Here is a 14,368-nt window from a genome sequence, read left to right on the forward strand (position 1 = left end):
TTTAATTATTTATAGTGGTTACCAGTTTCAAACAAACTTTAAACAAACATTCATATTTTTAATTAAGGAGATTTTCATGAGCAAGAAACTTGAAGGTAAAGTCGCAGTCGTTACTGGTGCATCTAAAGGCATAGGCGCCGAAATCGCCAAACGGTTTGCGCAGGATGGCGCGGCGGTAGTGGTCAATTATTTTTCCAGCAAGGCGGGTGCAGATAAGGTAGTCGCGGAAATCACCCAGGCTGGCGGCAAAGCAGTGGCAGTAGGCGGTAATGTCGGCGAAGCGGGTGCGGCTGAAGCCATTATCAATGCGGCGATTACTAACTTCGGCAGGCTGGATATCCTGGTGAATAACTCCGGTATTTACGAATTTGGCACCATTGAACAAATCACGCCTGAACACTTCCACAAACAATTCGACACCAACGTATTGGGCTTGTTGTTAACTACCCAGGCAGCGGTGAAACACTTGGGTGAAGGCGGCAGCATTATCAATATTGGTTCTGTGGTGAGCCGTTTAACACCTCCTGGTGCGGCGGTGTATACAGCGACCAAAGGCGCAGTGGATGCGATCACCGGTTCGTTGTCCAAAGAGTTGGGGCCACGCAAGATCCGCGTTAATGCCTTAAACCCTGGCCTGGTAGTCACTGAAGGTACACAAACTGCCGGCGTGATCGGCTCTGAGATGGAAGCCGGTTATGTGGCACAAACGCCATTGGGCCGTAGCGGCCAGCCAAGAGATATTGCCGCAATTGCATCTTTCCTGGCTTCGGATGACTCATACTGGTTAACTGGCGAACAATTGCTGGCTGGCGGCGGTTTACGCTAAGACTGAAAGATTTAAGGTAGCACTGAAAGGCAAAACAAATGATCAACTTATATACATGGGCGACACCAAATGGCCGCAAGATTTCCATCATGCTGGAAGAGCTGGGACTGGACTATGAGGTGAGCCCGGTTGATCTGGGCAAGCTGGCACAATACTCGCCGGAGTTTGGGGCGATTTCGCCCAACAACAAAATTCCGGCGATTGTCGACACCGAACCCGGCAAAGATCCTGTGGTGATTTTTGAGAGTGGGGCCATTCTGACCTACCTGGCTGAAAAACACGGCCAGTTTCTGGCCTCGTCAGGCCAGGCGCGTTACACCACGTTTGAATGGTTGCAATGGCAGACCAGCGCTTTGGGGCCCATGCTGGGCCAGCTGGGTTTCTTTGCCGTGCGCAGCCAGGAAAAAGCACCGCTGGCGATTGCCAGATTTACTGAGGAAGCAGACAGGCTACTGAACGTGATGGATAAGCAGCTGCAAACCAACACTTACCTGGCGGGTAGCGAATATTCGATTGCCGACATTGCGAGCTATGCATGGACTTTGGCGGCTACCGGGTACCTGAAAGAGGTGCTCAAGGACTCTCTGGCGACCAAACCGGCATTACATCGCTGGCTGCAAACCGTAGGCGAAAGGCCTGCGGTACAACGGGGGATGGCGATTCCCCAAATTTGAAACCGGTTAACATTTAAAAATTGATTTTGAAATTTTCGAGGTGATTAAGCTTTGTCGAATAAAGCATTGATGTGGACCACCACTTTTCAAACACCTGCAACCAGCCAACCGGTGACGTTGCAGGGTTTCGGCACGCCAGGTAAAAGACCCGGCCAAACCAGATCACCGGTGGTGATATTTTTCCACGGCGGGCTGTTTAATGCGGGCAACATTGAAGAAGCTTTTGCGCTGGCGACTGCGCTCACCGATCAGGCGCTCACCGATCAGGAAAACCAGGCGATTGTGGTGTGTGTGGATTATCCGTTAGCCCCTGAAGTGAAATTCCCCGCCACCATTGAAGTCGCCTTCGCCGCACTCCAATGGGTAGTTGACAATGCCAGGCAGATTGGCACAGACAGCAAGCGGATATTTGTTGCCGGTGAGCATGCGGGTGGCAACCTGGCAGCGGTAGTTGCCATGCTGTTTCGCGACCGTGCGATGACCTTTAACAAGCAAACAATTCTGGCGGGCCAGATATTGATCAACCCGATGCTGGATGCGCTACAGACTTCGAAATCGATGGGGAATGCGGCCGATAGCCCGTGCCGGCGTGCCTGGGCGGAATATATTCCCACCGCCAGTGATTGCACCCACCCTTATGCGTCACCGTTACACTCATGCCGCCTGGGCGGGCTGGCGCCTGCAACCATTATGACGACTGAATCTCACCCGCTGCGGGATGAAGCTGAAGCGTATGCGGCGAAATTGTTACTGGCGGGGGTGCCGGTGCAGGTGCGTCGGTTGGGAGATAGTACACACCCTCTGACTTCACCGCTGCACCCTTGTTTCAACAATTTGACCCAGCTGATCCGGCAAGTACTGCTGGATAAGAGTACTGCTGGATAAAAGCTAGCCAACAAGGCTGATATTGTTAAATGTCATTCTCGCTACTCAACTCGCCTGGCGATAATTGACCCTCTTCTACTTCTGCCGCGATTTCAGCCGAGTGTGAACCGGGTGGCTGCTTGTCATTTTTCTTGTGGGTGATGGGTGGTAACAGTGAGGTTTCGTCCAGGACTGGTGTTTCAGGTGGGTGTCCATGGTTGTTGGATTTATCATTCTTGTCTGGCATACGGTTCTCCCTCAAATATCTAAACAAAAAGCTTACTCACTGGTCAGACAAGGCATCCGCGTTTGTGTTTCATGGTAAGTGTATTCTATTAGTCAAATTTACTGCCTCAACCTATGTCATCACCCACTTTGCAGTTACAGACTTTGCCATTGCAGCGTTTGCCTTTACCGAATGGATTCCGACCGCAGGATTTCCTGACTTTTCATGGCCGGGACAAACTGGCGGTATCGGAAAGCGTCACCGGCAACACACTGCAAAAAGCGATTGTGTGGAAAGACCGCCCTGCCCTGTTAACGCTAGTGTTTGATTTGAATGTAGTGAAATATCACCTGGCGCTGGATGACCCGCTGCTGCACATTGGCGGGGAAGAAACACTGCAGCTGGTGCAACATATACTGGGGCTTACGCAAGCGATTGCCGGGTTTGAACAGGCCTTTGCAACGCACCCATTGCTTAGTGCAATGATTGCCGAGCAAGCGGGACTACGCGTGCCGGTAAGTGTCAGCCCGTTTGAAGCCCTGACATGGGCGATTATCGGCCAGCAGGTCAGTTTGAGTGCGGCGATTGCCATGCGGCGTAAATTTATCCAGCAGGCAAATATCAGGCATTCATCTGGTTTTTATTGCTATCCTTCACCAGCGCAGGTGTCGCAAATGTCGGTCGAATCATTGCGGCTGGCAGGTCTGTCACAAAGCAAGGCGAATACGCTGTTGAAAGTCAGTGAGCTGATGCTTACCGGGCATTTGCCACTGGATGACTGGCTGCATCACCAGGTATCGCCTGAGCTGATTGCTAATAGCCTGGCTGCCATCAAAGGCATTGGGCCGTGGACTATCAGTTACGCATTACTCAGGGGCTATGGCTGGCTGGATGGCTCGTTACATGGGGATGCCGCGGTACGGCGCGCGATCAGGGGATTGATGGCACTGGAGCAGTTGAGCGATAAAGAGGCTGAGCATTGGCTCAAACCTTTCAGCCCGTGGCGCGCTTTGCTGGCTGCACATTTATGGGCCTGGCAATCGCGCTCACCTGGCTGAGTCAATGTCAGGGATTAAAAAGTGAGGGCTCGATGATATTCAAATCAAGCCGGGCAAGGCATGCCTGCATTTACCCATTGTTTCACTGCGGCGACCGTTTGCTCTTTGGTGAGTGGCGGCACTGTGCGGTTGCCACCGGGGTTCCAGCCCCAGGCGACCAGCTTGTCATCAGCAAAGTGAGTAATCAGTTTCTGGCCGTCTTTACCGCCATTGCGGGCCGGGTCTTTCAGCACCATGCACAGGTCTTTGGGCGAGAGGCCGATAAATACCATTTTGTTTTCCGGTGATGGCAATTGCCAGTGAGGCGCACCCGGTGGCGCATGCATACCCATCACGGCGGGGGAGTTTTTTTGCTGGTGGCAGGAGCTGCATTCCATCGCTGGCATGCCTTTACCATCCATCCCGCGCTGTACCAGCATGGCGTGCGGTTTGCCCTGGTCATATTGCAAGGGCTGATCACCGGGAATATGGCAATTTTGGCAACGTGGATGTTGCAGGACAGAACGGATAGGCTCAAACAGTTGTGTCGGCTCGGCGCCGATCACGGCTGCAGCATATAGTGCACTGTACACCACCAGGAGTCCGGACCATAAGTTGTTGTTTTTTGGGCGGTACATACAGTCTTCTCCTTGGCCGGTTGAAATCTGGGTATCAGGTGGTGCAAAGGCCTGACATCAATGCCAGGCCAATCATGATTAGTTTTTATACGTCTCCGCCATGCAAATCAGGCGAACGAAAGCTCGTGCCAGATAGATTTGTCATTGGCGGCAACCGGATCGTCAAAGCTATTCTGGTGCGATTTGATCTTTCCATTTTCTGTGTAGAAAGTCAGCTCGAATTTATTAGTCACCGGCAAGTTCTGGAAAGGACCTGAAGGGTCAAATGAGCGGTATTGCAGGCACAGGTAGATACCAGGTTCGATCAGCAGGTCAAAGCGTTGACCGTAGGCAGAGGTAGTCGATACATCTGTTTGCTTGAAACCGTAAGCTAGCGCATCCCGTCGGACATGATACCAATCCTGCTCATTGCATGCCTGGTTGATCGAGAAACTCAATACTTCAAATATTTGTTCTGCAAATTCGTTCGGGGTACGCATACTCGTTCAACCTGTTTTTGTTAATTAAAAGCACTACTTAAGATGGCGGTAGTGTAGGTTGAAACTTGTAGGATAAAAACTGGTGGAAATCTGATTTTTTTGTCAGATAAATCTGGCAAGAAAATTTGGCTGACCCGCATGCATCTTCAGGGCGCAGTGATGGATTGCAGCGAATCGTTTAATTCTTGCGCCTGGCTTTGGCGCACCAGGCGCGTGAGTTCGATACCCTCTTTGAGGAAGATCAAGGTTGGCCATAATTTGACATGGAATGACCTGCCCAGCCGGCGGCCTTTACCGTCTTCAATTTTGATATGCCGCACTTGCGGGAACAGCTGCATAGCAGACCTGATGGCGGGTTGCGCGGCCTGGCAATGGCCGCACCAGCTGGCGCCGAACTCAAGCAGGGTCGCACCTGCAAGGTTATCCACTTCGGCGCGGGTCGGTTCTGCTGCGGGCGAACTATCTGTCATCTATGTTAGCAAGTGCTTTTATACTAAGTCAGCGACTGGAAAACTGAACTGTATGCCTGAATCAATCATTTCGATCTGGCATGCGGGTGAAATATCGGTGATCCAATCCCAGTTACGCAACATGCCGGGATTGCTGGAGACTGAGGTTGTACAGGCCTTGTTCCATTTGAACTGGATTGCATCATCACTAGCCCTGATTTCCAGCGTTTTCTCCAGCGCCTGCTTGTCTGCCAGCAGGATAATGCCCGCACAGAGCAATACCCTGGCTTCCAGCGCCGGGAGGGGTTGCCTGGAAGTGACATGATTGGTGATGATGAGATGGTTGGTGTAACACTCCATCTTGAGCAGGTCTACACATTCATCCAGCAAGTCCTCCGCCGGGAGCTGGACAGGTGCATCCAGTGCCACCCAGGTGAACAGGTTTTGCATGGCGACAGTGAGCAGGCGTGCATTGAGTTTGATTTCATCGACCTGGGTCTGCACATAGGCGTTATCGGCACTGCCTAGGGATAATTTCCTGCTCAGCACCTGTGACAGCAAAGTCACCGGCTGCAATTTACCCAGCATCTTGTGGCGCAGGCCGGGCATCACCCGGTTAAGCACTTCTGTGCGTAACTTTTCAAACGCTTCAGTGTGGGCCGTCGAACTCACTGATTCACTCCGGAAAAGCGCTCTATCGCCTGCAGAAACGAGTCCATCTCCAGCGGTTTTTGTATCCAGGTGACCGGGAACGGCAAGGCTCCGAACTGTTGCTCGCCATAACCGGAACAGATCATGATGGCAATCGCAGGAAGCAGGCTATTGGCCGCCTGCGCCAGCTCAATGCCAGACATGCCCGGCAGGTTGACATCGGTGATCAGCAGGTCGAAATCCGCCTGCTTGCGTATGCTGGCCAGGGCCTGTTGCGCTTCGCTGGCAGTGCTAATGTCATGCCCGTGCATTTCCAGCAGCTCGGTCAGGATTTCACGCGTATCCAGGTCATCTTCTACAACGAGGATTTTCATGCAGGCGCGCTCTTGAGGGGCAGACGCAAGATAAAGGTACTGCCGCTGTCTTTCTGGCTGATGACGCTGATGTCACCTGCATGCGCTTCGGCCAGTTTTTTCGAGATATACAAGCCCAGGCCCAGCCCGGCTTTTACTTCGTTGTCACCGCTGCGTTCAAACGCCTCGAAGATTTTTTTCTGCTCGTGCTCGGCGATACCGACGCCCTGGTCAGCGACCTTGATGACGGCATGTCCGCCCTCAAGGTTCAGGGAAACATGCACAGGCTTGCCTTTGCCGTAACGGATGGCGTTGGTCATCAGGTTGATAATGATCTGCTCGATGCGGAACGCATCCCAGTGGCCTTCTACTTCGCTGGCGATCTCCAGCACAAATTCCGTCTCTGACTCTCTGGCTAACGGCGTCAGGTCTTCAGCGAGTTGCCTGAGCAGGCTGGATAAATTGGCGTCCTGCGGCTGGATGGAAAGTTTGCCATTCTTGATACGGGAAACGTCCAGCATATCTTCAATCAGGCGCATGATACTTTTCAACTGGCGTTCGCCACGACCCAACATCTTTTGCAGATGTTCTGGCGTGAAAATGCTGAGGTTATTTTTTGCCAGCTGCGATAACCTGACCTGTACTTCCAGGAACAGGGTGTTCAGCGGCGTCCTCATTTCGTGCGCGACCAGTGACATAAATTCCTCACGCATATTCAGTGAATGTTGCAATTCTGCCTGTGTTGCCTGTAGTTGCTGGAGCAGGCATTCCTGTTCCTTGCGGCTTTCTTCCAGCGCCTTCACCTGGTTTTCAAACGCGGTGCGATGTCGGAACAGCTCGACAAACACGTTGGCCTTACTTTTGACCGCATTGATATCCAATGGTTTATACAACACGTCAACGGCGCCCGCACCATAGCCTTTGAAAGCGTAGTTGAGCTCCATGCCTGCCGCGGTGACGAACACGATAGGCACATGCCTGGTTTTTTCGGTGCCGCGCATCAGTTCTGCCAGCTGGAAGCCGTCCATCTCCGGCATTTCGACATCGACCAGCGCCAGTGCAAAATCGTGTGCCAGCAACAATTCCAGCGCATCCAGGCCAGAGCGCGCCTGCATGATCACCCGGTCAGGCGCCCGCAGGATGGCATCGAGCGCCCGCAGGTTTTCACTCAGGTCATCGACGATCAACACTTTGATTTTTTCGTTACTGTACGGCATGTATATCCCCAAGTCGCAGCAACACGTTCTTAATCTCGGTCAATCCTTGAATCAGGTCAGGCGTTTGCAATTTAATGGCTTCCTTCGGCATAGTACCCGATTTTGCTTCCAGCGGCGCCTGCACTATGGTCACGCCGCCATGCTGTTTGATGCTTTTCATACCCATGGCGCCATCCAGGTTGGCCCCGGTTAACAAGATTCCCAGCAATCCGCTGCCATAAGCCTGGGCTGCGGTCTGCATCATCAGGTCTATCGATGGCCGCGAGTAATTGACCGGCATCTCGCAACTCAGCGAAAACGTCGCATCTTGCTCAATCAGTAAATGGTAGCCGGCCGGAGCAAAATACAGCCTACCCTTCTGGATGGCCGCCTTATCCTCGGCATCTTCCACCTTGATGCGCGTCCATTGCTGGAATACTTCCGCCAGGTGGCTGTCATGGTTATCCGGCATATGGATGACCGAAATAATCGACAACGGGTAGTCAGGCGGCAGCGGCGAGAATAGCTGCATCATGGCTTCAATGCCTCCGGCAGAGGCGCCCACCACAATGGCTTTAATCGCCAGAAGCCGTTCATCTGCCACCATTCCGCTCACCATTCATAACTTCCTGAACAGTTTGTCCCGTTTCACCACCGCTTCAAACAGGTGTGAACAGGCGGAAAAATCCAGGCTTTCTTTATGGCCCAGGCCCAGGAAACCGCGCCTGCACAAAGACTCGTGAAACAGGCCGTAAGCGCGGTTCTGTAATGCCTTGTTGAAATAGATCACCACATTGCGGCAGGAGACAAAATGCGTTTCCGAAAACACCGAATCTGTCGCCAGGCTATGGTCGGAAAAAGTGATTTTTTCGGCCAGGGCTTTATCGAACAGGGCCCCGCCATAAGCGCCGGTGTAATAATGCTCCAGCGAGCGCTTTCCGCCTGCGGCCTGGTAGTTCTCACCGTAAAGCTTCATGCGGTCCAGCGGGAACACGCCTTTTTTGGCTTTTTCGAGGGAAACGGGATTGATATCGGTCGCGTAGATAATGCTGCGCTCCAGCAGGCCTTCTTCTTGCAGCAGGATCGCCAGCGAATAGGCTTCTTCACCAGTGCTGCACCCTGCCACCCAGATTTTCAGTGAAGGATAGGTCTTGAGCACCGGCACCACCTGCTCGCGGATAGAGAGGAAGTACGAGGGGTCGCGGAACATCTCGCTCACGGGAATGGTGAGGTATTGCAGCAACTGCATGAATACGGCCGGGTCGTGCAGCACCTGCGATTGCAACTCGGAAATGGTCTGGCATTTGAGCGCGGTAATGCCCTGCTCTATCCTGCGTTTTTGCGAGGCCCTGGAGTAATCCCTGAAATCATAGTTGTATTTGAGATAGATGGCATCTATCAGCAACTTGATCTCGATCTCGGCGTCCTGCAGCTGCATGCTTACAAGCGCTCCAGGTTAGGCATCCATATGCGCAACAGCGATTGCAGGCGGTCTATATCCACCGGCTTGGCCAGGTAGTCACTGGCGCCAGCTTTCATACACAGCTCCTGGTCGTCTTTCATGGCCTTGGCTGTCAGGGCTATGATAGGCAAGCGGCTGAACTTGGCGTCTTTCCTGATCTCGCGCATGGCTTCGTAGCCATCCATTTCCGGCATCATGATATCCATCAGTACCAGGTCGATATCATCGAGTGCCTGCAATTTGTCTATCGCTTCGCGACCATTGCGGGCGATATCCACATTGAGGCCTTTGTGCTCCAGCACTTTGGTCAGGGCGAAGATATTGCGTACGTCATCATCGACCAGCAGGATCTTGCGGCCTTCAAACACGCGGTCGCGGTTGCGTATGGTTTTCAGCATGGACTGGTGTTCTGCCGACAGTTGCGACTCGACTTTATGCAGGAACAGGGTAACTTCGTCCAGCAGGCGTTCCGGCGACCTGGCACCTTTGATGATGATGGAGCTGGAGTACTTGCGTAATTCCATTTCCTCTTCGCGGGTCAGGTTACGGCCGGTGTAAACGATGACCGGCGGGAAAGAAAGGATATGTTCTGTAGACATGCGTTGCAACAGCTGGTTGCCCTTCATATCCGGCAGTTTCAGGTCTATGATCATGCAGTCAAATACCTGCGTGTGCAGTTGCTGCAAGGCTTCTTCACCCAGTTCGACTGCGATAATTTCGATATCTTCATCAGACAATAACTGGATCACACTTTGCCGCTGTATGGCGTCGTCTTCCACCACCAGCACACGTTTGATCTGCTGGGTATATTTCTCTTCCAGCCTGAGGAATACTTCTTTTAATTCCTCGCGCGTTTTCGGTTTGACTGCAAAGCCGATCGCGCCCAGTTGCAGGGCGGCATCCTGCTGCTCGGTTGCCGACAGGGCATGCACCGGGATATGCCTGGTTTCAGGGTCTTCTTTCAGTTGCTGCAATACGGTCAGGCCGGATGCATCCGGCAGGCGGATATCCAGCAGGATTGCTTGCGGCTTAAACGCTTTGGCCAGGCGCAGGCCTTCACCGGCACTATGTGCGACCAGGCAGCTGTATTGCATCTCATGCGAGATGTCATACAGGATTTTGGCGAAATCGGTTTCATCTTCGATGATCAGCACCAGCCGATTGGCATGCTGGATATTGTCCCTGTCATCCGGAAATGCCGGACTCGCCAGGATCTCCTGTTCAACAGCTTTTTGCGGCACAGCCAACGGAATCACCGGTGCTTTGATATCGGCAGCCATGTCCTGTGACGCCATCGCTGCAGTGACTTCCAGCGGGCAGGTCAACGTAAACACGCTGCCAGTACCTGGCGTGCTTTCCACTGTCAGCTCCCCGCCCAGCAACCTCGCCAGGTCACGCGAAATCGACAGGCCCAGCCCGGTACCACCATACTTGCGGCTGATGGAGCCATCGGCCTGATGGAAGGCTTCAAAGATATTCTCCTGCTGATCCTGGGCGATGCCGATGCCGCTGTCCTGCACCCTGAAAGCGATCTTGCCACCGGCTGCGGTATCGATAGCAAACGAAACCTCGCCTGCCTGAGTGAATTTGAATGCATTGGAGAGCAGGTTCTTCAATATCTGCTCCAGCCGGAATTTATCGGTGGTGATATGGGCAGGCGCCTGCTGGCTGACGGCGATCTGGAACTGTAATTTCTTTTCCCTGGCCTGCGCGTCAAAGCTCATTTTCATGGCATCAGCAATGCTCTGCACACTGACCGGCAACAGGTTGAGTTCCAGCTTGCCCGCCTCGACCTTGGAAATATCCAGGATATCGTTGATTAAATTCAGCAGGTCATTGCCGGACGCATAAATCGTTTCTGCAAAGGAAACCTGCTCCTCGTTGAGGTTACCCTGCGAGTTATCGGCAAGCAGTTTAGACAGGATAAGCGCACTGTTGAGCGGTGTGCGCAACTCATGCGACATATTCGCCAGGAACTCGGATTTATACTGGCTGGATTTCTGTAATTCCTGGGCTTTTTTCTCCAGTGCTTCCTGTGCGATCAATAATGAATCATTTCTCTGGTCTATCAGCGTCGCCTGATGCGCCAGTTGCTCATTGGTTTGTTCCAGCTCCGCCTTCTGGTTTTCCAGCATGGAATGCGATTCTTCAAGAATCGTGGATTGCTCTTCCAGCTCCTCATTCGCGGTTTTCAGTTCCTCCTGCTGCACCTGGAGTTCTTCGTTCAGTTGCTGCACTTCGGCATAGGCACGTTGCAGGCGTTGTTTGGCAATCGTGGCTTCAATCGCAGAGCCCAGATTATTGGCAATAAATTCCAGCAGGGCCAAATGCCTTTCCGGGATTGCTTCCAGGAAGCCCAGCTCCATGACAGAATTCACCTGTCCGTCACTTTTTAACGGAATGATGACGATGCCGTTAGCCGGGGCCGAACCCAGCGCTGAATGGATGCTGAGGTAGCTTTCCGGCAGATTATTCAGCTGCATGATCTCGCCCGTAAGCGCCACTTGCCCCAGCAAGCCTTCGTGTTTGCGTATATGCTCGGCAGGCAAATCACTATTGTCAGTGAAGCCGTAGGCAGCGAACAGGCTAAGCGAGCCATCCTCCTGGTGTTCGTAGAGGGCGCCGACCTTCATTGGCACATATTTGGACAGGATGGCCAGTGCTGTTTTACCCAGTTCTGGCAATGCAAGTTGCCCTAGCCCGCTTTGCACGATTTCCGCCTGACCCTGGCGCAAGCGGCCTTGTTCCTGCAGATATTCCGCATGCTCGGCCTGCTTATTCAGTATTTCGCTGTAATTTCTGGAAAGTCCCATCAGATCTTTGCGGCCCATCAGGGCCAGCAGGCCGCTGACCAGCAGGCTGATAACCAGGAAAGCAATCACACTCGTGTAAGTGGTGCTGATGGCCCTGTCATTTCTTTCCTTGAGCAGGCGTTGCTCGGTTTCCAGCGTCTGGCTCAGGTCCTTGCGCAACTCATCAAACTGCACCTTGCCACGCTGCGAGCGGACCACGGATAAATAATCCTGGTTATTCTGGCGCAGCTCTATCATGGATTGCGCATATTTATCCCACTCGGTAATCTGGCTCTTGATCTTGCGCAAGCGGGCAACCTGGTAATCGTTATCGACCACCATCTTGATCAGGCCATCCAGCTCGGCCTGCACCAGCGGACGGGCCACCTGGTAAGGCGTCAGGAAAGCCGGATCGCCGGCAAGCAAATAGCCTCGCATGCCGGATTCCATATCTGTAGAAAGCTTGGCGGTTTCATTGATTTTGCCGATGACTTTTTGCGTATGCTCGACCCAGTTCAATGCAGATAACAGATTGAAAATCAGCACCACGAAAATAATGGCGCTCAGGACACCAAGCACTAAAGGCAATGTGATATTACGGATAAGTATCCTGCGGAAACCGATTTGGTCTACTTGTTGCTGTTCTGTCATTGCCGTTCCTGAAAATATTTCTGCTTAACCCAATTAAGATACCGTAGATAGCCTGGGATGGCTAGCCATCGCCATGATTTGGCCGGAAAAGATTTGTTTGCAACATCGCCGCTAAAATCTGTAAGTCATTTTGTATACAAAAAAATCCGCGTTTATTGTTCAGCAGAGGTAAGGATAATAATGACTTCCATGATTCGGGCTTGTGCGATAATTTCGCCGGAAAATTCTTAAACTTCGCTGGCACTGCATGCAGTATGTATCCCGACAGCAACCATCATCATTATTAAGGCTTTCATGGATTCCACCCACTTTCTTGTACAGGCAGCGATATATTTATCCGCCGCCCTCATTCTGGTCCCGATCTTCAAAAGGCTGGGCCTGGGCTCGGTGCTGGGTTATTTAATCGCCGGCATCCTGATTGGCCCGTATGCGATGAAACTGATTGCAGATCCGGAGCACGTGCTGCACTTTGCCGAGTTTGGGGTGGTACTGATGCTGTTTCTGATCGGGCTGGAACTGGAATCGCAAAAAGTATGGGAATTACGCAAGCTGTTATTTGGCCTGGGGGGTATGCAGGTAACGCTGACCATACTGCTGGTCACAGTGATTGCTCACGCGCTGGCGTTTAGCTGGAGCGAATCCATCATTATCGGTATGGGTGTGGCGATGTCTTCGACTGCGATTGGTCTTACCGCGCTGATTGAAAAGAAGCAGTTGCACACCTCAGGCGGGCAGGCGGCATTTGCCACTTTGCTGTTCCAGGATTTATCCGTCATTCCCTTATTCATGTTGCTGGCATTTCTGGCACCTGACCGTTCCGCCTCAAGCTTTGATCTGATGGCAGTGACCAAGGCAATCGCCGTGATTGTCGCCATTGTGCTCGCCAGCCGTACTGTGTTGCGCCCTATTATGCGTGCTATCGCGCAGACCGGGGTGAGGGAAATTTTTGTCGCCTTTTCACTACTGCTGGTCATCGGTATTTCGCTGGCGATGGAGTCTGTAGGCTTATCAATGGCCCTCGGCACCTTTTTAGCTGGCGTGTTGCTGGCCGATTCTGAATACCGCTATGAGCTGAGGCTGGACATTGAGCCGGTGAAAGGTTTGCTGTTGGGCCTGTTCTTTATTGCGGTAGGCATGACGGTGGATTTATCGCTGGTGGCCAACCAGCCGTTGCTGATTTTCGGCTTTGCCTTATTGATTGTCGCCATCAAGACAGGCGTGCTGATGGGCTTGGGATGGGTGTTCAAATATCCCTTGCGCGACAAATTACTGTTTGGGTTTTCCATCTCGCAAATCGGCGAGTTTGCTTTTGTGATCTTTGGCCTGGCCTTGGCGCAAAACTCTATTTCACGCGAAACCTACAATATCCTCAACGCGATCGTCGCCGTGTCCATGCTGACCACGCCTATCCTGCTGTTACTGTATGACCGCTTTCTCAGCCTGCAATGCAGCGAGCGACCCAAGGATGCCATCCCGGAAAATAACGCCGTCATCATTGCCGGGTTTGGCCGCTTCGGGCAGATCGTTGGCCGGGTGCTTGTCGCTAAAGGCATTACACCGACACTGATTGATAATGACCCCAACCAGGTCGACCTCATGCGCGAATTCGGCTGGCGCTGTTATTACGGTGATGCGTCCAGGCTGGATTTACTGGAAGAAGCAGGGATTGCCGAAGCAAAGTTACTGGTGATTGCGGTCAATGATTCTGCGGCTGCGCTGGAAATGGCGAAGCTGGTGAAAGAACGCTGGCCCGGCGTTGCCATCGTGGCAAGGGCCAGAAGCAGGACCGATGCCTTTGATCTGCGTGAACTCGATTTGAACCCGATCAGGGAAACCTTTTATTCTTCACTGGAAGCAGCCCGGCAGTCGTTACTGGCTATTGGCGAAACCGCCGGTTCTGCGGCAAAAATCGTCGAACAGTTTGAAAAGCACGACCTGGATCAACTGGAGGCCACGCTTAAAATCCGCCATGACCGTAAAGCCATTTCCAGTTTGATGGAGCAAGGCCGCCAGGATTTGAAGACCTTGCTGGAACTGGAAAGCCCAAATCCCGAGTCGTAAAGATATTCC

At 52.6% G+C, this 14,368-nt stretch carries 15 protein-coding genes; 5 read left to right on the forward strand and 10 right to left on the reverse strand.

What is annotated here, in order from left to right:
- Positions 1-76 precede the first annotated feature (76 nt).
- From ACFQ2T_RS09285 to ACFQ2T_RS09295, 3 genes are read left to right on the forward strand one after another with little or no spacing between them, the layout of a single operon-like run.
- Positions 77-826, forward strand: coding sequence for a glucose 1-dehydrogenase (locus ACFQ2T_RS09285; protein WP_379033493.1), 750 nt, complete (start codon positions 77-79; stop codon positions 824-826).
- A 38-nt stretch (positions 827-864) separates the two neighbouring features.
- Positions 865-1,500 carry a glutathione S-transferase family protein gene (locus ACFQ2T_RS09290; protein WP_379033496.1) on the forward strand — a complete coding sequence of 212 codons (636 nt, stop codon included), beginning with the start codon at positions 865-867 and terminating at the stop codon, positions 1,498-1,500.
- A 51-nt stretch (positions 1,501-1,551) separates the two neighbouring features.
- Positions 1,552-2,385 carry an alpha/beta hydrolase gene (locus ACFQ2T_RS09295; RefSeq protein WP_379033499.1) on the forward strand — a complete coding sequence of 278 codons (834 nt, stop codon included), beginning with the start codon at positions 1,552-1,554 and terminating at the stop codon, positions 2,383-2,385.
- Between the two features lie 25 nt (positions 2,386-2,410).
- Here the strand turns inward: ACFQ2T_RS09295 and ACFQ2T_RS09300 are convergent, their stop codons facing one another.
- Positions 2,411-2,611, reverse strand: coding sequence for a hypothetical protein (locus ACFQ2T_RS09300; protein WP_379033502.1), 201 nt, complete (start codon positions 2,609-2,611; stop codon positions 2,411-2,413).
- A 113-nt stretch (positions 2,612-2,724) separates the two neighbouring features.
- On the opposite strand from ACFQ2T_RS09300, the gene ACFQ2T_RS09305 reads away from it, so the two are divergent.
- Positions 2,725-3,648, forward strand: a complete 924-nt coding sequence (locus ACFQ2T_RS09305; protein ID WP_379033504.1) for a DNA-3-methyladenine glycosylase family protein — start codon at positions 2,725-2,727, stop codon at positions 3,646-3,648.
- A gap of 44 nt (positions 3,649-3,692) precedes the next feature.
- Here ACFQ2T_RS09305 and ACFQ2T_RS09310 read toward each other — a convergent pair whose 3' ends face one another.
- The 9 genes from ACFQ2T_RS09310 to ACFQ2T_RS09350 all read right to left on the reverse strand — a co-directional run bounded on the left by ACFQ2T_RS09310 (position 3,693) and on the right by ACFQ2T_RS09350 (position 12,298).
- Complete coding sequence (locus ACFQ2T_RS09310; protein WP_379033507.1) at positions 3,693-4,265, reverse strand: hypothetical protein; 573 nt, start codon at positions 4,263-4,265, stop codon at positions 3,693-3,695.
- A 107-nt stretch (positions 4,266-4,372) separates the two neighbouring features.
- On the reverse strand, positions 4,373-4,744 hold the full coding sequence (locus tag ACFQ2T_RS09315) for a hypothetical protein (RefSeq protein ID WP_379033509.1): 372 nt from the start codon (positions 4,742-4,744) through the stop codon (positions 4,373-4,375).
- Positions 4,745-4,890: 146 nt separating this feature from the next.
- Positions 4,891-5,214, reverse strand: coding sequence for a thioredoxin family protein (locus ACFQ2T_RS09320; RefSeq protein WP_379033512.1), 324 nt, complete (start codon positions 5,212-5,214; stop codon positions 4,891-4,893).
- 18 nt (positions 5,215-5,232) lie between these two features.
- Positions 5,233-5,865 carry a hypothetical protein gene (locus ACFQ2T_RS09325; protein WP_379033514.1) on the reverse strand — a complete coding sequence of 211 codons (633 nt, stop codon included), beginning with the start codon at positions 5,863-5,865 and terminating at the stop codon, positions 5,233-5,235.
- A complete protein-coding gene (locus ACFQ2T_RS09330) occupies positions 5,862-6,218 on the reverse strand; it encodes a response regulator (protein ID WP_379033517.1) in 357 nt (118 codons plus the stop codon). Before ACFQ2T_RS09330 ends, ACFQ2T_RS09325 begins: the two co-directional genes overlap by 4 nt.
- The gene (locus tag ACFQ2T_RS09335; protein ID WP_379033520.1) at positions 6,215-7,414 is read right to left on the reverse strand and encodes a hybrid sensor histidine kinase/response regulator; all 1,200 of its coding nucleotides are present in this window, start codon (positions 7,412-7,414) and stop codon (positions 6,215-6,217) included. Before ACFQ2T_RS09335 ends, ACFQ2T_RS09330 begins: the two co-directional genes overlap by 4 nt.
- Positions 7,401-8,012: a chemotaxis protein CheB gene (locus tag ACFQ2T_RS09340; protein ID WP_379033523.1), complete on the reverse strand. Its 612-nt coding sequence runs from the start codon at positions 8,010-8,012 to the stop codon at positions 7,401-7,403. Before ACFQ2T_RS09340 ends, ACFQ2T_RS09335 begins: the two co-directional genes overlap by 14 nt.
- Entirely contained in the window at positions 8,013-8,831 is an 819-nt protein-coding gene (locus tag ACFQ2T_RS09345; protein WP_379033526.1) for a CheR family methyltransferase, read from the reverse strand.
- A gap of 2 nt (positions 8,832-8,833) precedes the next feature.
- Positions 8,834-12,298, reverse strand: coding sequence for a response regulator (locus tag ACFQ2T_RS09350; RefSeq protein ID WP_379033529.1), 3,465 nt, complete (start codon positions 12,296-12,298; stop codon positions 8,834-8,836).
- Between the two features lie 294 nt (positions 12,299-12,592).
- Here ACFQ2T_RS09350 and ACFQ2T_RS09355 point away from each other — a divergent pair, with 294 nt between their 5' ends.
- The gene (locus ACFQ2T_RS09355) at positions 12,593-14,359 is read left to right on the forward strand and encodes a monovalent cation:proton antiporter-2 (CPA2) family protein (RefSeq protein WP_379033531.1); all 1,767 of its coding nucleotides are present in this window, start codon (positions 12,593-12,595) and stop codon (positions 14,357-14,359) included.
- Positions 14,360-14,368: the final 9 nt, after the last annotated feature.

The organism is Methylophilus flavus (assembly GCF_042678905.1).
Lineage (GTDB): Bacteria > Pseudomonadota > Gammaproteobacteria > Burkholderiales > Methylophilaceae > Methylophilus > Methylophilus flavus.